The sequence below is a fragment of the Streptomyces sp. NPDC093018 genome (assembly GCF_040684035.1).
GTDB classification, from domain to species: Bacteria; Actinomycetota; Actinomycetes; order Streptomycetales; family Streptomycetaceae; genus Streptomyces; species Streptomyces murinus.
Genome location: NZ_JBFBFF010000012.1, coordinates 243,045 through 259,780, shown reverse-complemented (window position 1 = coordinate 259,780; position 16,736 = coordinate 243,045). Strand labels below are relative to the sequence as shown.

13 protein-coding genes are annotated in these 16,736 nt (G+C 72.6%); 6 read left to right on the top strand and 7 right to left on the bottom strand.

Annotation, left to right across the window (positions count from 1 at the left end):
- Nucleotides 1-195: 195 nt before the first annotated feature.
- Both AB0N90_RS25865 and AB0N90_RS25860 read right to left on the bottom strand, forming a co-directional pair.
- Entirely contained in the window at nt 196-1,014 is an 819-nt protein-coding gene (locus AB0N90_RS25865; RefSeq protein ID WP_365200439.1) for a TetR family transcriptional regulator, read from the bottom strand.
- Nucleotides 1,015-1,171: 157 nt separating this feature from the next.
- The gene (locus AB0N90_RS25860) at nt 1,172-2,974 is read right to left on the bottom strand and encodes a 3-hydroxybutyryl-CoA dehydrogenase (RefSeq protein ID WP_365200437.1); all 1,803 of its coding nucleotides are present in this window, start codon (nt 2,972-2,974) and stop codon (nt 1,172-1,174) included.
- A gap of 400 nt (nt 2,975-3,374) precedes the next feature.
- Between AB0N90_RS25860 and AB0N90_RS25855 the strand changes: the two genes are divergently transcribed.
- On the top strand, nt 3,375-3,959 hold the full coding sequence (locus AB0N90_RS25855; RefSeq protein ID WP_361675192.1) for an adenylosuccinate lyase: 585 nt from the start codon (nt 3,375-3,377) through the stop codon (nt 3,957-3,959).
- A 179-nt stretch (nt 3,960-4,138) separates the two neighbouring features.
- Here the strand turns inward: AB0N90_RS25855 and AB0N90_RS25850 are convergent, their stop codons facing one another.
- From AB0N90_RS25850 to AB0N90_RS25830, 5 genes are all read right to left on the bottom strand, one after another.
- Entirely contained in the window at nt 4,139-4,615 is a 477-nt protein-coding gene (locus AB0N90_RS25850; RefSeq protein ID WP_361675195.1) for a hypothetical protein, read from the bottom strand.
- 162 nt (nt 4,616-4,777) lie between these two features.
- Nucleotides 4,778-5,839 carry a YihY/virulence factor BrkB family protein gene (locus AB0N90_RS25845; RefSeq protein ID WP_365200436.1) on the bottom strand — a complete coding sequence of 354 codons (1,062 nt, stop codon included), beginning with the start codon at nt 5,837-5,839 and terminating at the stop codon, nt 4,778-4,780.
- Between the two features lie 145 nt (nt 5,840-5,984).
- A complete protein-coding gene (locus tag AB0N90_RS25840; protein WP_365200433.1) occupies nt 5,985-6,401 on the bottom strand; it encodes a RidA family protein in 417 nt (138 codons plus the stop codon).
- A 79-nt stretch (nt 6,402-6,480) separates the two neighbouring features.
- Nucleotides 6,481-8,034, bottom strand: coding sequence for an alpha/beta hydrolase (locus tag AB0N90_RS25835; RefSeq protein WP_365200431.1), 1,554 nt, complete (start codon nt 8,032-8,034; stop codon nt 6,481-6,483).
- 198 nt (nt 8,035-8,232) lie between these two features.
- Entirely contained in the window at nt 8,233-9,276 is a 1,044-nt protein-coding gene (locus AB0N90_RS25830; RefSeq protein WP_365200429.1) for an Rv2578c family radical SAM protein, read from the bottom strand.
- Between the two features lie 173 nt (nt 9,277-9,449).
- On the opposite strand from AB0N90_RS25830, the gene AB0N90_RS25825 reads away from it, so the two are divergent.
- The 5 genes from AB0N90_RS25825 to AB0N90_RS25805 all read left to right on the top strand — a co-directional run bounded on the left by AB0N90_RS25825 (nt 9,450) and on the right by AB0N90_RS25805 (nt 16,699).
- On the top strand, nt 9,450-9,893 hold the full coding sequence (locus AB0N90_RS25825; protein ID WP_365200427.1) for an SRPBCC family protein: 444 nt from the start codon (nt 9,450-9,452) through the stop codon (nt 9,891-9,893).
- Nucleotides 9,894-10,078: 185 nt separating this feature from the next.
- Nucleotides 10,079-12,535: an MFS transporter gene (locus AB0N90_RS25820; RefSeq protein WP_365200424.1), complete on the top strand. Its 2,457-nt coding sequence runs from the start codon at nt 10,079-10,081 to the stop codon at nt 12,533-12,535.
- Nucleotides 12,536-12,688: 153 nt separating this feature from the next.
- Nucleotides 12,689-15,232 carry a SpoIIE family protein phosphatase gene (locus AB0N90_RS25815; protein WP_365200421.1) on the top strand — a complete coding sequence of 848 codons (2,544 nt, stop codon included), beginning with the start codon at nt 12,689-12,691 and terminating at the stop codon, nt 15,230-15,232.
- A gap of 106 nt (nt 15,233-15,338) precedes the next feature.
- Nucleotides 15,339-16,058: a class I SAM-dependent methyltransferase gene (locus AB0N90_RS25810; protein WP_365200419.1), complete on the top strand. Its 720-nt coding sequence runs from the start codon at nt 15,339-15,341 to the stop codon at nt 16,056-16,058.
- Between the two features lie 104 nt (nt 16,059-16,162).
- Entirely contained in the window at nt 16,163-16,699 is a 537-nt protein-coding gene (locus AB0N90_RS25805; RefSeq protein WP_361675221.1) for a MarR family transcriptional regulator, read from the top strand.
- Nucleotides 16,700-16,736 lie beyond the last annotated feature (37 nt).

Here is a 16,736-nt window from a genome sequence, read left to right as displayed (position 1 = left end):
GGACCTCTTCAACGTATGACACCGCGTGTCAGGTGACAAGGCACTGAGTGCCAGAAGTTCCTCTCAGATGAAATCTTTACGTAACAAATGAGCGATGATCGATCGAACGGCCTTTGAAATCCGCCGGAAAAGGGCCCCTGACATGGCAAAACGGCCACCCCGAAGGGTGGCCGTCATCACAAGGACAGAGCGGGTTCAGCGCTCCTTCAGCGCCTCCTCGATGGTGCGCATGACCTCTTCGAGGGGGGCGTCGGTACGGGCGACGGTGACGAGCACCTCGCCGTGCGGGGAGACCGTCGCCGGGGCGGTGGCGGCCGGCCGGGCGGCCGTGCTCCGTCCGGCGCCGATGCCGGTGCCGAAGGTCTTGCGCACGATCGCGAACGCGTGGTCGAGCTGCGCCTCCACATCGCCCCGGCCCTCCGCGCGCAGCCAGCGCCGCAGCACATGGTTGTGCGCGGTGACGACGGCGGAGGCGGCGACCTCGGCCAGCAGCGGGTCGTCGTTGGCGTCGTCCGCGTGCGCGCGCTCGTCGAAGTGGCCGAGCAGATAGCGGGTGAACAGGCGCTCGTAGCGGGCGACGGAGGCGATCTCGGCCTCGCGCAGGGTGGGCACCTCGCGCGTCAGCCGGTAGCGGGCCACGGAGATGTCCGGGTGCGCCGCGTACATCCGCATGACCTCTTTGATGCCCCGGCACACCGTGTCGAGGGGGTGCTCGTGCGCGGGGGCGGCGTTGAGGACCGCCTCGGCGCGGACCAGGGTGTCGTCGTGGTCCGGGAAGATCGCCTCTTCCTTGGAGCGGAAGTGGCGGAAGAAGGTGCGGCGGGCGACCCCGGCCGCCGCCGCGATCTCGTCGACGGTGGTGGCCTCGTAGCCCTTGGTCGCGAACAGCTCCATGGCTGCGGCCGCCAGTTCTCGGCGCATCTTGAGCCGCTGGGCGGCGGCGCGACTGCCTGCGGCACTTTCCGGCGCGTCGGGCGTAGCTGGTGTACGTGAGGACTTGGCGGGCTGGGACATGACCCGAACGTACTGCATGGACGCGCTGCCATGTGCGGGAGTCCGGTTTGCCCCGCCAGGCCCCGAAGGGCCTGGCGGGGGAGCCATGGCGGGGTCGAGCAGCCCGCCCCAGTCCGTCTCCGCGTCCGTCGCCGCGAAGGACCAGTCGCCGACGCCGTCAGCGGCGGGCATACTCGCGGAAGCCGCGGCCGGTCTTGCGGCCGAGGCAGCCCGCGGCCACCAGGTGCTCCAGGAGCGGCGCCGGGGCGAGACCGGGGTCGCGGAACTCGCGGTGCAGCACCTTCTCGATGGCCAGCGAGACGTCCAGACCGACCACGTCCAGCAGTTCGAACGGGCCCATCGGGTAGCCGCCGCCGAGCCGCATCGCCGCGTCGATGTCGTCCAGCGTCGCGTAGTGCTCCTCGACCATCTTCACCGCGTTGTTCAGATACGGGAACAGCAGCGCGTTGACGATGAAGCCGGCCCGGTCGCCGCAGTCCACCGCGTGCTTGCGGACCGTACGGCAGACCTCGCGGACGGTGGCGTGCACCTCGTCGGCGGTCAGCACCGTGCGCACGACCTCGACCAGCTTCATGGCCGGGGCCGGGTTGAAGAAGTGCATGCCGATCACGTCCTGCGGGCGCGAGGTGGCGCGGGCGCAGGCGACGACGGGCAGCGAGGAGGTCGTGGTGGCGAGCACCGCGCCGGGCTTGCAGACCTTGTCCAGCGCCTGGAAGAGCTGCCGCTTGACCTCCAGGTCCTCGGCGACCGCCTCGACGGCCAGGTCGACGTCCGCGAACGCGTCGTAGGAGCCGGCCGGGGTGATCCGCTCCAGGGTCTGGGCGGCGGCCTCGGCGGTCAGCCGGCCCTTGTCCACGGAGCGCGCCAGCGACTTGCCGATCCGGGCCTTGGCCGCCTCGGCCTTCTCCTCGCTGCGCGCGGCCAGGACGACGTCGTATCCCGCCTTGGCGAACACCTCGGCGATGCCGGAGGCCATGGTGCCGGAGCCGGCGACGCCCACCGAGCGGACCTCGCGGCCCGCGACGCCGGCCCCGTCCGCCGCCGGGGTCAGCGGGTCCGGCACCACGACGGCGCTGCCCGGCGCCTCGTAGGTGTAGAAGCCGCGCCCGGACTTGCGGCCGGTCAGGCCCGCCTCGCTGAGCTGCTTGAGGATCGGGGCGGGGGCGTGCAGCCGGTCGCGGGACTCGGCGTACATGGCGTCCAGGACGGTGCGCGCGGTGTCGATGCCGATCAGGTCGAGCAGCGCCAGCGGGCCCATCGGCAGACCGCAGCCCAGCCGCATCGCCGCGTCGATGTCCTCGCGGGAGGCGTAGCGGGCCTCGTACATCGCCGCGGCCTGGTTGAGGTAGCCGAACAGCAGGCCGTCGGCGACGAAGCCGGGGCGGTCGCCGACCGCGACGGGCTCCTTGCCCAGTTCGAGCGCGAGGTCCGTGACGGCGGCGACGACCTGCGGCGCGGTCAGCACCGAGGAGACGACCTCGACCAGCTTCATCGCCGGGGCCGGGTTGAAGAAGTGCAGGCCGAGGACGCGCTCGGGGCGGGCCGAGTCGGCGGCGAGCCGGGTCACCGACAGCGCGTTGGTGCCGGTGGCGAGGATGGTCTCCGGGCGGACGACGCCGTCCAGTTCGCGGAAGATCTGGTGCTTGATCTCGTACGACTCCGGGACCACCTCGATCACCAGGTCGGCGTCGGCCGCCGCGGTCAGGTCGGTGGCGGTGCGCAGCCGGGCGAGGGCGGCCGTGCGCTCGGCGTCGGTCAGCCGGCCGCGCTCGACGGAGCGGGCGGTGGAGGTCTCCAGGGCGGCCAGCGCGCGGGCGGCCTGGGCCTCGTCGACGTCGATGCCGACGACCTCGCGACCGGCCTGCACGAGGACCTCGGTGATGCCGGTGCCCATCGTGCCGAGGCCGACGACGGCGATCTTCTTGAGGGACAGAGGGGTGTCGGACAGGGGAGTGGCCATCGCGGGACTCCAGTGATGAGGGTGACGACGAGGAAGCGCCGGGTGCGCCGAAGGCGCACCACGGAGCGCGAAGGAGTGCGGGTGTTGCCGGGCTGACGAGCGCACACGCCCGGTGCCGGTGCCGACGGGCGTGCACACGCCCGTCGTCGGCGATGTCTTCCGACCGGCTCTGTCCCAAGCCGGGTCGTACTCGCGGTACTTGGCGCACGAGGCGCACACGATGTACCGAATCGTTCCTTGCCCGCGACGGCCGCGTCACCAGACCGTCGCCAGCGGAGTGCGAGAGGGTTGCTCGCTCGTATGAGCTTAACCGGTGGGTAACGAGCGCGCCAGTCCCCTGAAGGGTTCTTTGTGTGCGAGGTGTCTCCCGTTGCCCCGGCAACATGCTTAACCTGATGCCGTGGACGAAGAGTTGCGATCGGTCACGGAACGCTTACGGCAGGAGTCGGGAGGCTCGACGGCCTTCGACGCCCTGCTGGCGACCGGGGACCTGGACGAACTGGCGGAGGTCCTCACCGTACCCGGGCAGCCGCTGTGGGCAAGGGAGTTGGCCGCCTTCCGGCTCGGCCGCGCGGGCGACCGGCGCGCCTTCGAGTCCCTGGTGCTCCTCCTCAACCACCGCGACCCCCCGCGCTGCGCCGGCGCGGCGCACGCGCTGGCCCGGCTCGGCGACCCGCGCACCGCCCGCGCGGCCGCCGCCCTCGCCACCAATGAACTCCGCGTGGCCTACGCCCTGCACCCGGTACGGCTCCTCGTGGTGCTGCGCGCCCCCGAGTCGGTGCCCGCGCTGATCACCACCCTGGAGCGCCGGCTGCGCCCGCACGATCCGTACCGGCGGGTCTCCCTCGCCTGTGTGGAGGGCCTCGGCACCCTCGGTGACGGCCGCGCCCGGCGGGTCCTCACGGAGGCCCTCGCCCATCCGGCGCTCGCGGAGGCGGCGGTGCACGCGCTGGCCCGGCTGCCCAAGGAGAAGCGGACCGGCTGACGGGGGCGACGCTCGGGCCGATCGGGCCCCGGCCCGCAGGCGCGACCTGATCGGGCTCCGGCCCGCGGGTGCGACCTGATCGGGTTCCGGTGGCGGGCGGGACGGCGGGCCGGGCGGTTCGGTGCCCGGCCCGCGGCTTGTGCGATCACGCGGGTTGTGCGATCACGCGGCTCGGGCGATCAGGGCCAGTACGCGGTGCACGCCCGGTGTCCGGCGTGCCGACCGCAGGCCTGCGCCTCCAGGTGCCAGCCCTTGCCGTGTACGTACTTGACCGCGCGGGTGTTCTGCGTGCCGCCCGAGTGCACGGTCGCCGAGCAGACGCCGAAGTCCGCCCACGAGCCGTAGTCGACGTCCCACTCCAGGGCGACCGCGTCGCCCCGGCTCGCGCCGGAGACCGCCGCCCATACGTAGTACGGCGCGCCCTGCTTCGCGTTGCCGTAGCGCACCTTGACCGTGGCCCCGCCGATCCGCAGGGTCGGGCCGGTGTGCCGACGGCCGCTCGGGATCCGGGTGTTCGGGTCGATGCTGGTGCCGCACGAGGCCGCGGCGCCGGCCGGCCGAGCGGTCTGGGCGGCCGTCGCGGTCGCCGCCGACGCGGCGGCCAGCACCGCCACGCCGGCCATCGCGGCCACCACGCCCCTGGACTTGATCACCATGCGGCTGCCCCCCTCTTGCCGACTGCGTGGTGTCACCGATCACTGACACACCGTGCGCACAGTGGCCCGAGGTCGAGGTTGACAGCAGGGCGGGGGAGCGGGCAAGGAGCAGTGGGGGCATGCCCGCGCGCCGCCCCCGCGCACCCGGCGCGCGGGTGGCGATCAGCTGTCTTTCATACGGCGGACATCGTCCTGGTCCCATGCCGCGGTGTCCCGGGGCTCGGTGTACGGCGCGTCCGACTCGGGCGGATGGCCACCGGCGATGGCCTGCTGCCGCGCGGTCTCGGCGTCGAACTCCAGGCCCAGCAGGATCGCCAGATTGGAGATCCAGAGCCAGATCAGGAAGATGATGATGCCGGCCATGGCGCCGTAGGTCTTGTTGTACGACGAGAAGTTCGCCACGTAGAGCGCGAAGCCGGCGGAGGCCGCCATCCAGATGAGCAGGGCCAAAAGGCTGCCCGGGGTGATCCACCGGAAGCCCCTGACCTTGGCGTTCGGGCAGGCCCAGTACAGGAGGGCGATCATCAGGACGACCAGGAGGACCAGCACCGGCCACTTGGCGATCGACCAGGCGGTGAGCGCCGCGTCCCCCATGTGCAGCGACTGTCCGACGTGCCGGGCGAGGCCGCCGCTGAAGACCACGATCACGGAGCAGACCAGCGCGATCAGCATCAGCACCACGGTGACCCCGAGGCGTACCGGCAGCACCTTCCAGATCGGGCGGCCCTCCGGCACGTCGTACACGGCGTTCGCGGTGCGGATGAAGGCGGCGACATATCCGGACGCCGACCACAGGGCCAGCACGATGCCCACGATCGCCAGGATCGAGCCGGTCCCGGCGCTGTTCTGCAACTGCTCCACGGTGCGGGTGAGCACGTCCCGCGCCGAGCCGGGGGCGAGCTGCCGGATGCTGTTCAGCAGCCGGTCGGTGGTCGACCGCCCGGTGATGCCGAGCAGTGCCACCAGCACCAGCAGCGCGGGGAACAGGGCCAGCACCGAGTAGTAGGTCAGCGCCGCGGCCCGGTCGGTCAGCTCGTCCTTCTTGAACTCCTTGAGGCTCCCCTTGAACACGGCCCCCCACGCGGCCTTCGGCAGCTGCGCCGGGGATCGCGGCGCCCTCTCCTCCACCTCCCGCCCCGGCCCGGCCTCCTCGGGCGTCGGCACCCGGGATTCCGGCTCGCCGCCGTCACGGTCCCTGCGTCCTGGAAGATGCGGTTTCTCCATGGGGGGCGAGTACCCCGAAGTCGGCGGGGAGTCGTGGGCCGCAGCGGAGGTTGCCCCGGTCGGCGGCGGGGGCTCGGCGGGGCGGGCGGCGCCGGGGCCGGGCCGCGGTGGGGTCAGGCCACTGCGGGGTCAGGGCGCGGTGGGTTCAGGCACTGGTGGGCGCGGTGTCCGGGAGCACCGCCAGTGCCTCGATCTCCATCAGGAAGTCCGGGGAGACCAGGCCCGCCACCTGGATCGCGGAGGAGGCCGGGAGGCGGTCGTCGGGTATGTGGGCAGTGCGGGCGGCGCGAACGGCCGGCATATGGGCCATGTCGGTGACGAAGTACGTCAGCTTCACCACATGCTCGAACCCCGCGCCCGCCGCGGCCAGACAGCGGTCCAGATTCTCGAAGACCTGGCGGGCCTGGGCCGCGGGGTCGCCGGGGCCGACCAGCTCGCCGTCCTCGTCCAGGGCCAGCTGGCCGGAGACGGCGACGAGGCGGCCCGTCGCCGTCACCACATGGCTGTACTGCGCCGCCGGGGCGACACCCGCGGGGGCGGTGATCCTGATCGGTTCGCTCATGAGCCCCATCATGGACCACACCACTGACAACGCCCGCGCGGAGCCGATCACTTGGCGCTGCCCTCCTCTTGCTTCGCCCTCAGCTCCGGAACCCCAGCAGGCCGTGCAGGATCGACCCGCGCGAGGCCGTCGACGCCGCCTTGGACGCCAGCGGCGTCGGGTCCGGGGACTTGGCGCAGACCGCGTCGGCCGGACCGGAGGAGCGGGGGACCTTGCCGTCGGCCAGGTAGGCGGCGAGGTAGCCGTCCAGACAGGAGTTGCCGCTCAGGGTGATGCCGTGGTTCCCGCCGCCCTGTTCGACCACCAGGCTGGAGCCGGTCAGCAGCCGGTGGGCCGCGACGCCGCCGGCGTACGGGGTGGCCGCGTCGTCCGTGGCCTGGAAGAGCAGCGTCGGCGGCAGCTCGGTGTTGGCCACGCTCGGCTGCCCGGCGCGGCCGGTCGGCCAGTACATGCACGGCGCGTTGTACCAGGTGTTGCTCCAGGCCATGAACGGCGACTTCTCGTACACCGCCCACGCGTCCTGCCGCCAGCGTGCCCAGTCGCGCGGCCAGGCCGTGTCCCCGCACTGCACGGCCGTGTACACGCTGTAGCCGTTGTCGCCGGAGGCGTCCACCCCGGCGAAGTCGTCGTACACCTCCACCAGCGGCTCGGTCTTCTTGTCATGGACGTAGGAGGCGAACGCCTCGGCGAGATAGGGCCAGTAGCCGTTGTAGTAGCCGCCCGGGACGAACGTGTCCTCCAGCTCGGCCGCGCCGACCTTCCCCCCGGCCGGCTTCTTCGCCAGGGCCGCCCGCATCGCGTACCACTCGGCCTCGACCTTCGCCGGGTCCTTGCCGAGCCCGTACGTCGCGTCGTACTTGGCGATCCAGGCCATCAGCGCGCGGTGCCGGTCGCCGAAGGCCCGCTCCTGGCCGATGTTGTCCGCGTACCAGACCCCGGTCGGATCGACGATCGAGTCCAGCACCAGCCTACGGATCCGCTCGGGATGCAGCTTGGCGTACACCGCGCCGAGGTAGGTGCCGTACGAGTAGCCGAAGTAGCTGATCCGGGACGCGCCGAGGGCTTCGCGGATGCTGTCCATGTCCTGCGCGCTGCTGACGGTGTCCATGTACGGCAGCACATCGCCGTACCGTTTGCCGCACTCCGCGGCGAAGGACCGCGCGCGCTCCAGGTTCGCCTGTTCGAGCGCGGGCGTGCCCGGCACGGTGTCCGGGCGCACCGGCTTGAAATGGCCGGGCACGCAGTCGAGGGCCGGGCTGCTGCGGCCGACCCCGCGCGGGTCGAAGCCGATGACGTCGTACCGCGCCGCCACGTCCTTCGGCAGCGCCGAGGCCACGAACCCGGCGAGCGTGAGCCCGCTGCCGCCGGGGCCGCCGGGGTTGACCAGCAGCGGGCCCTGGGAGGCCGCCGCGGTGTGCGGGACACGGGACAGGGCGAGCGTGATCTGCCGGCCCGCCGGGTTCGCGTGGTCGAGCGGCACCTTCAGCGACGCGCACTCCAGCGTCGGGTAGTCGTCGGTGGCGCACTTCTTCCAGGTGAGCGGTGCGGTCGCGGCGGCCCGCGCCGGGGCTCCGGTGACCGAGCCCGCCAGGACGGCGGCGGCCGCGCACAGCACGGCTGCGCGTCTTCTCATGGGTCCTCCCGGGACGGAGAGGTCGAGCGGACCGCGCGATCGCGGTCCTCGCCGCATCGTCCCGATGTGGGGCCCCTGGAGAACGTGTCGCGCCGATAGTTGACCCTATTGCCCGCGCGAAGCCCTCGAATTGCCCGCGCGAAAGCACCTCGAACGCCCCCGAAGGGGCCTCACGTACGGGGTCTCACCTACGGGGTGTCACATCAGCGTGAGCTGCGTCGGCTCGGCCGCCCCGGGCACCGGGGCGGACGGTGCCGGGCGGATCCGGCGGGCCGCGCCCGCACGCGTGGGCCCGATGCCGTACTCCCGCGCCAGCTCGTGCACCTGACGGGTGATCCGGCGCTGGTACCAGGTCGGCGCGTAGGACCCGCCGGCGTACATCCGCTCGTAACGGCGCACCAGATACGGGTGGTGCTCGGCCAGCCAGGCCATGAACCACTCCCGCGCACCGGGCCGCAGATGCAGCACCAGCGGGGTCACCGAGGTCGCCCCGGCCGCCGCGACGGCCGCGACCGTCGCCCGCAGCTGCTCCGGGCGGTCGCTCAGGAACGGGATCACCGGCGCCATCAGGACACCGCAGCCGATGCCGTGCTCGCCGAGGGCGCGTACGACGTCGAGGCGCCGCTCGGGCGCGGGGGTGCCCGGCTCCACGGTGCGCCACAGCTCGGTGTCCAGGAAGCCGACCGAGACCGAGATCCCGACGTCCGTCACCTCGGCCGCGCGCACCAGCAGGTCCAGGTCGCGCAGGATGAGCGTGCCCTTGGTCAGGATCGAGAACGGGTTCGCGTGCTCGGTGAGGGCGGAGATGATGCCCGGCATCAGCCGGTAGCGGCCCTCGGCGCGCTGGTAGCAGTCGACGTTGGTGCCCATGGCCACGTGGTCGCCCTGCCAGCGCCCGGAGCCCAGCTGGCGGCGCAGCACCTCCGGGGCGTTCACCTTGACCACGATCTGGGTGTCGAAACCGATGCCGGTGTCCAGATCCAGATAGCCGTGCGTCTTGCGCGCGAAGCAGTACACACACGCGTGCGAGCAGCCCCGGTAGGGGTTCACCGTCCATTCGAACGGCATCCGCGAGGCGCCCGGCACCCGGTTGAGCACCGAGCGCGCCCGGACCTCGTGGAAGGTGATCCCGCGGAACTCGGGCGTGTCGATTCGTGTAGTCACAACGTCCGCGCCGAACAGGGCGGCGTCGGGGGTCCGGCCGTGTTCGACGGGCTCGTCGGTGAGGTTGTCCCAGCGCATGAGCCGTCCTCCTCGGTAGCACTCGCCGCCACAATAGAACATGTGTTCCCATGATCGTGCGCACCCGGGCCGGACCCGGACACGCCCCCCGACACACCCCCCGATTTGGGCGGCCGGGACCCGGGGTGGTTGGCTTTTCCCAACCCCGAGCAATCAGGTCCTGGAGGAACGCAATGGCGCAGGTCGAGGCCACTACGGAGCGGGTCGTCGCGGCGGACGCGGAGAAGGTGCTCGACGCCCTCGCCGACTACCGCGGCACCCGGCAGAAGCTGCTGCCCGAGCAGTTCAGCGAGTACGAGGTGCGCGAGGGCGGCGACGGCGAGGGCACCCTCGTCCACTGGAAGCTCCAGGCCACCAGCAAGCGGGTGCGCGACTGCCTGCTGGAGGTGAGCGAGCCCACCGACGGCGAACTGGTCGAGAAGGACCGCAACTCCTCCATGGTGACCACCTGGCGCGTCACCCCCGCCGGTGCGGACAAGGCGCGCGTCGTCGTCACCAGCACCTGGAAGGGCGCCGGCGGCATCGGCGGCTTCTTCGAGCGGACCTTCGCCCCCAAGGGCCTCGGCCGCATCTACGACGCCGTGCTCGCCCGGCTCGCCACCGAGGTCGAGAAGTAGTCCCAACCTCCGTGCGGTGAAGGGGCGTTGAGCCCCCTCAGGGGTCGCCCCTTCACCGGTTCGAGTGGAAGTCCCGCCCACCGGGAACCGCCCCGTAACCCACCGCTGTTGTTCGTAGTTGTCGCCTCGCGCGAGAAATTGCACGGGTACGACAGCCGCGTTGACGGCGACGAGGGGAGCGGCACGTGGGCGGGACGACTCTGGTGGATCACGACACGCTCGTGCTGCTGCCCGCGGCCCGGAAGGCACCCGCCGGGGGCGCCCCGGCAAAGCCCCCGGCGGACGGCGCGGAGCACCGCGCGACGGGCGGCCCCGGGGCCCCGGCGCCCGGCCCCGCCGCCGCGCTGAGCCCGCGCCGGGTGCGGCTGGTCTTCCTCGGGCTGATGCTGGCGATGCTGCTGGCCGCCCTCGACCAGATGATCGTCGCCACCGCCCTGCCCAAGGTGGTCGGCGAACTCCACGGCCTGGACCGGATGTCCTGGGCGATCACCGCCTATCTGCTGACCTCCACCATCGGCCTGCCGCTGTACGGAAAGCTCGGCGACCTCTTCGGCCGCAAGGGAGTCTTCCTGTTCGCCATCGCGGTCTTCGTCCTCGGCTCCGCGCTCGCCGGACGCGCGGGCGACATGGACCAGCTGATCGCCTACCGCGCGCTCCAGGGCGTCGGCGCGGGCGGGCTCATGATCGGTGTGCAGGCGATCATCGCCGACATCGTGCCGCCCCGGCAGCGCGGCCGCTACATGGGCCTGATCGGCGCGGCCTTCGGCGTGGCCTCCGTCGCCGGGCCCCTGCTCGGCGGCTACTTCACCGACCATCTCTCCTGGCGCTGGTGCTTCTACGTCAACGTCCCCTTCGGACTGGTCACGTTCGTCGTGGTCGCCGCCGTCCTCAAGCTGCCCAGGCCCGAAGTGCGCGGCCGCCTCGACGTGTTGGGCTCCCTGCTGCTCGCCGCCGCGTCGACGTGCCTGGTGCTGCTGACCAGTTGGGGCGGCACCGAGTACGCGTGGGGGTCCCGGCAGATCCTCGGCCTGGCCGCGGGCGCGCTCGCCGCCACCGTGCTCTTCCTGGTCGCCGAGCGCTTCGCCGCCGAACCCCTCATCCCGCTACGGCTGTTCCGCGACTCCGTCTTCAACGTCACCGGTCTGGTCGGCCTCGTCGTCGGTGTCGCCCTGTTCGGCGCGGCCAGCTATCTGCCGACCTTCTTCCAGATGGTCGACGGGGCCAGCGCCACCGGCTCCGGGCTGCTGATGCTGCCCATGACGGCCGGGATCGTGGTGGCCTCCCTGCTCTCCGGCCAACTCATCAGCCACACCGGGCGCTACAGGATCTATCCCGTGCTCGGCGGCGCCTTCTCCGTCGCCGGCATGTGGCTGCTGTCCCGCCTCGACGCCGACACCTCCCGGCTCCAGTACAGCATCTGGATGGCCGTACTCGGCGCGGGTATCGGCCTGGTGATGCCCGTCCTCGTCCTCGCCGTGCAGAACTCCGCGCGCCCCGCCGACCTCGGCACCGCCACCAGCGCCAACAACTACTTCCGGCAGATCGGCGGCAGCGTCGGCGCCGCCGTCTTCGGCACCCTCTTCGCGAACCGGCTCGCCCGCGCCCTGCGCCGGGAACTGCCCCCGCGCGCAGGAGCCCGGCTGCCCGACCCCGAGTCGCTCACCCCGCAGCTGGTCCGCGCCCTGCCCCCGGCCCTGCGCGACGCCTACGTCCGCGCGTACGCCGACGCCATGCCCCGGATCTTCCTGTATCTGGTCCCGGTGCTCGTCCTCGGCCTCCTCATCGCCTTCTTCCTCAAGGAGAAACCCCTGGTGTCCCACCACGCCACCGAATCCGGCCCCGACAGTGTGCCCGCCTCCGTCCCGCAACCGCGTTCGTACGCCGCCGGGATCCCGGTGTGCGGCACCGTGCAGCACCCCGACGGCACCGTGGTGCCCCGCGCCGCGCTCACCCTCATCGACGTCACCGGACAGCAGATCGGCCGGGGCGCGAGCGGCGACGACGGGCGGTACGCGCTGAGCACCCCCGGCTCCGGGTCGTACGTCCTGATCGCCGCCGCCGGAGGGCATCAGCCGCAGGCCGTCTCCGTCACCGTCGGGGAGCGGCCCGTGGAGCTCGATGTCGTCCTCGGCGGCGCCGGACGCCTCGCGGGCAGCGTGCTCACCGCCGACGGCAGCCCCGTGCGGGACGCCACCGTCACGCTCACCAATGTGCACGGCGAGGTGGTCGCCACCACCCGCAGCGGCCGCGAGGGCGGCTACGTCATCACGGAACTGGTCGCGGGCGAGTACACCCTCGCCGCCAGCGCGCCCGCCTTCCGCCCGGCCGCCCTCCCGGTCAGCGTGCAGGCCTCCCGGGAGACCCGGCAGGACGTCGAACTCGCGGGCGGCGCCGTGCTGCGGGGCGTCGTACGGGCGAGCGGCGGACGGGTCGTGGAGGACGCCCGGGTCACCCTTCTCGATGCCGCGGGCAATGTCGTGGACACCCTCACCACCGGAGCGGACGGCGCCTTCCGGTTCGTGGATCTGTCCTCCGGCGAGTACACGGTCATCGCCGCGGGTTACCCGCCGGTCGCCACGGTTCTCCAGGTCGCGGGCGGCGGCCGGACGGAACGCGATCTCCAGCTGGGGCACGAGGACTGACCCGGCGCCCGCCGGAGTGCCGGGCCGCGGGCCGGTGCGATCATGTGAAACCAATTCCCGGATTGCCACACATCGCCACCGGCCGCCCCCGTACCGTAGTGGCGAGCGGCACAGATCGTTTGCGAACAGCCGTGGGGAGAAGGGGCCTGGGCCATGGAGCGTGGCAGCGAGCGGGACACGACTCCCGGGCGCGGCGCCGCCGGCACCGACGCGGGCCGGATTCCGCTTGCCGTGATCGTCGTGGACCGCGGCGGCCTGGTGTCCCACTGGAGCAGCGGGGCGCGCCGGTTGTTCGGCGTGACCCGCGAGGACGCCGTCGGACGCCCCGCGGGCGATCTGCTGCCGGTCTCCGGCGCCCTCCCCGACCAACTCCGGGGCGAGCCCGTGCCGGACGCCTACGAGGCGTACGAAGGAGAGCCGAACGGCGCTGCCGGGTACGGCGGTTCGGGCGACGACGAGCTGGACCCGGGCCCCGATCTGGAGGCGTCCCTCGGCGGACAGGCCTTCTTCGCCACGGCCGGCCGCGCCCGCCTCTCCACACCCCGGCCGCGGGAGACGGACGACGGGCCGGACGCCGGTGGCGGGCCGGAGCGGCTCGATGTGCTGTGGTGGGCCTACCCGTTGGTCGGTCCCGGACCCGCCCGGCTGCTGGTGCTCGCCGCCGACGCCGTACGGCTGCGTGAGGAGCGCGGCTACGACGACGAGACCGCCGAACGCATCGCGCCCGGCTTCGCCCGCCACACCGAGCTGCCCGCCTTCGACGAACTGGAGCGGCGGCTGCCGGAGATCCTGCCCAACATGGGCCCCGGACTCAGCGGCCGGATCGTCTCCCAGGTCCTCGAACTCGGCTATCCCGTCCTGGAGTTCAGCCAGTTCGAACGGGTCCCGGTGACCCCCTACTGGGGCGTGCCCCGCCGTCTCGGGCGCGCCTTCGCCGGGGCCGCCGAGAACGTCGTACCGCGTCAGCGCACCCCCGTCGCGCGCACCGTACCCCTGGGCGCCGAACGGGATCTGGAGTACGCCGCCGTCCGCGAACGCCTCGAATTCCTCAACGAGGTCAGCTCCGGCATCGGCTCCTCCCTCGATCTCGGCGAGACCATCCGCGAGGTCACCAGCGCCGCCGTGCCGCGCTTCGCCGACTTCGCCGGCACCCATCTGCGCGCGGCCGTCCTCGCGGGCGAGGGCTTCCCGGACGGCCCGCCGGACGCCAGCACCGTGATGTTCCGCGTCTGGGTCGAGCACAATGACGAACCGGGCCGCTGGGACGACACCGTGCCGGTCGGCGAGGCCTTCGCCTTCCCCGAACACACCCCGTTCTACCAGTGCATGGTCACCGGAGAGCCGGTGCTCATCCCGAAGGTCACCGACGAGCTGTCCGAGCGGATCTCCGGGGAGTTCGAGAAGCGCGACCTCAGGCCGCTGATCGGCGGCCGGTCGCTGCTGATCGTGCCGCTCAAGGCGCGCAATGTCGTCCTCGGCTTCATGGTGCTGATGCGCCGCCCCGACCGGCCCGAGTTCGACGACATGGACCGCACCACCGGCGCCGAACTCGCCGCCCGCGCGGGCCTCGTGCTCGACAACGCGCGCATGTACACCTACCAGGAGAACGTCGCCGACACCCTCCAGGACAGCATGCTCCCGCAGGTCACCCCGCGGATGGCCGGCTGCGACGTGGCCACCCGCTACCTGCCGGGCACCCTGCTCGGGCGGATCGGCGGCGACTGGTTCGACACCATCAAGCTGCCCGGCTCCCGTACCGCCCTCGTGGTCGGCGACGTGATGGGCCACGGCCTCAACTCGGCCGCGATGATGGGCCAGTTGCGCACCGCCGTACAGACCATGGCCACGATGGAGACCCCGCCCGCCCAACTCCTGCGCAATCTGGACGACCTGGCCCGCCGGCTCGGCGACAACTACCTCGCCACCTGCCTGTACGCGGTCTACGACCCGATCCGCGGCGAGGTCACCCTCGCCAACGCCGGACACATCCCGCCGGTGGTGGTGCGCGCCGAGGACGGCACCAGCGAGCTGCTCGACCTGCCGACCGGGGCGCCCATCGGTGTCGGCGGCGTCCCGTTCGAGGCGGCCCGGATCAGGGTCGCGCCCGGGGACCGGCTGGTGCTGTGCACCGACGGACTGGTCGAGGTGCGCGGCTCGGACATCGGCGAGGGCCTCGCCGCGCTCTGCGAGTCCGCCGCGCATCCCGCCGCCTCCATGGACGACGCCTGTGACACCATCATCCGCGCCCTCAACACCCGGGGCGGCCGCAAGGACGACGTCGCCCTGCTCATGGCCCGGCTCAACGGCATCCCCGCCGAACACGTCGCCGACTGGCGGCTCGACAACGATGCCCGCGAGGTGGGCCGGGCCCGCCGGCTGGTCCGTGAGCAACTCCTCGCCTGGGGGCTGCCGGAGCCGGTGGAGACCGCCGAACTGCTGGTGAGCGAGGTCGTCACCAACGCCGTACGGCATGCCGAGGGCGACCGGATCGGGCTGCGGGTGGTGCGCACCGACGCGCTGCTGTTCGAGGTCACCGACGACGAGCCCACCCTGCCCGCGATGATCACCGCCGGTCCCCGCGACGAGTACGGGCGCGGGCTGCGCGTGGTCAGCAGGCTCGCCCGCGAATGGGGCGCGAGCGCCACCGGACACCGTAAGACCGTCTGGTTCGAACAGTCGGTCACGGGAAGCCCCTGAACCGGCGAGAGCCGTCGGTACGTCCGGTGAAGGTGGCTCCCCGGCCCTTGCCCGCGACCCGGTCCGCGCGATATCCCGATCACGGCAACCGATCGTGGGAGAGCGCATGAACGTTTCGGACAACTACCGCGGCAACTGGGAGAGTTACTGGAGTGAGACCTCCGACGCCCCGGGCGAGGCGATCTGGGACTCGGACCCCTCGCTGACCGCCGAGCCGCACTCCGCGCTGCTCCTGCCGCACGCGGACCCGGCCCGCCCCATAGTCGACCTCGGCTGCGGCAACGGCACCCAGACCCGCTATCTGGCCACCCGGTTCGCCCGCGCCATCGGCGTCGACCTCTCGCACGCGGCCGTCGAACACGCCCGGCGCGCCGCCGGGGACGCGCCCGTGGAGTTCGAACAGCTGGATCTGACCGACGGCGACGCGGTGAAGGCCCTGCGCGACCGGCTCGGCGACTGCAACGTCTATATGCGGGCCGTCATCCACCAGAGCGAGCCCGCCGCCCGCCCCGCGGTCGCCGCCGCCGTCGCCACGCTGATCGGCAGCGCGGGCCGCGCCTTCGTCGTGGAGCTCACCCCCGCCTCCCGTGACGTCCTGGGGCGCGCCGCCGCCGAGCCGTCCGGCCCGCCGCCCAAGCTGCGGCGCGTCTTCCACCACCACCTCAAGCCCGCCGACGCCGACGAGGGCGAGATCCCGCGCCTGCTCGGCGAGGCAGGGCTGACCGTACTCGCCGAGGGCGACACCGTCCTCCCGCAGACCGAACACCTCACCGACGGCACCCGCATCGACCTGCCGGCCCGCTGGTTCGTGCTCGCGGGCCGGTAGCCGGACGCACCGCGCGCTGTGCGGGACGGCCCTCCGCCGCCCCGCACCGGCCTCGGTGGGGCGCTCGTGCGAGCGTGCCGGGCCGGGCGCGGTAGAAAGGACCTATGCCGGAACGAAAGACCCCCATGGGCGCCCTGGACGATGTCGACGCGGTCACCAGGGCCGTGCTGACGGCTTCCCGTCTGCTGGTGGCCGTCTCCGCCCGTTCCCTGGCCGCCGTGGAGGAGCGGGTGACCCTGGCCCAGTTCCGCATGCTCGTGGTGCTGGCGACCCGGGGGGCGACCAAGCTGGTGGCGCTCGCCGAACTGCTTCAGGTGGCGCCCTCGACCGCGATGCGGATGGTCGACCGGCTCATCGCCGCCGGGCTCGCGGACCGGCAGCCCAACCCGGACAACCGGCGCGAGACCCTGCTGCGGCCGACCGAGGAGGGCCGGCGCATCGTGGCGGACGTGACCGCCGGGCGCCGCGCCGAGATTGCCGCCATCGTCGAACGGCTCCGCCCGACCGAGCGATTGGCCCTCATCGAGGCCCTCAACGCCTTCAACGAGGCGGGCGGGGAGCCGCCGGCCCCCGGAGCCGACGACCCCGAACCGCATCCGCTGGGCTGGATCGTGGACGGATCGATGGCCCACGAGATCTGACCCCCGGCTCCCTTGCATGGTGCAAAGAATCCGATGG

Bases quoted from the DNA above. Each gene is read 5' to 3' on its own strand.
- AB0N90_RS25865 (WP_365200439.1), bottom strand. From the start codon at position 1,014: ATGTCCCAGCCCGCCAAGTCCTCACGTACACCAGCTACGCCCGACGCG.
- AB0N90_RS25860 (WP_365200437.1), bottom strand. From the start codon at position 2,974: ATGGCCACTCCCCTGTCCGACACCCCTCTGTCCCTCAAGAAGATCGCC.
- AB0N90_RS25850 (WP_361675195.1), bottom strand. From the start codon at position 4,615: ATGGTGATCAAGTCCAGGGGCGTGGTGGCCGCGATGGCCGGCGTGGCG.
- AB0N90_RS25845 (WP_365200436.1), bottom strand. From the start codon at position 5,839: ATGGAGAAACCGCATCTTCCAGGACGCAGGGACCGTGACGGCGGCGAG.
- AB0N90_RS25840 (WP_365200433.1), bottom strand. From the start codon at position 6,401: ATGAGCGAACCGATCAGGATCACCGCCCCCGCGGGTGTCGCCCCGGCG.
- AB0N90_RS25835 (WP_365200431.1), bottom strand. From the start codon at position 8,034: ATGAGAAGACGCGCAGCCGTGCTGTGCGCGGCCGCCGCCGTCCTGGCG.
- AB0N90_RS25830 (WP_365200429.1), bottom strand. From the start codon at position 9,276: ATGCGCTGGGACAACCTCACCGACGAGCCCGTCGAACACGGCCGGACC.
- AB0N90_RS25825 (WP_365200427.1), top strand. From the start codon at position 9,450: ATGGCGCAGGTCGAGGCCACTACGGAGCGGGTCGTCGCGGCGGACGCG.
- AB0N90_RS25815 (WP_365200421.1), top strand. From the start codon at position 12,689: ATGGAGCGTGGCAGCGAGCGGGACACGACTCCCGGGCGCGGCGCCGCC.
- AB0N90_RS25810 (WP_365200419.1), top strand. From the start codon at position 15,339: ATGAACGTTTCGGACAACTACCGCGGCAACTGGGAGAGTTACTGGAGT.
- AB0N90_RS25805 (WP_361675221.1), top strand. From the start codon at position 16,163: ATGCCGGAACGAAAGACCCCCATGGGCGCCCTGGACGATGTCGACGCG.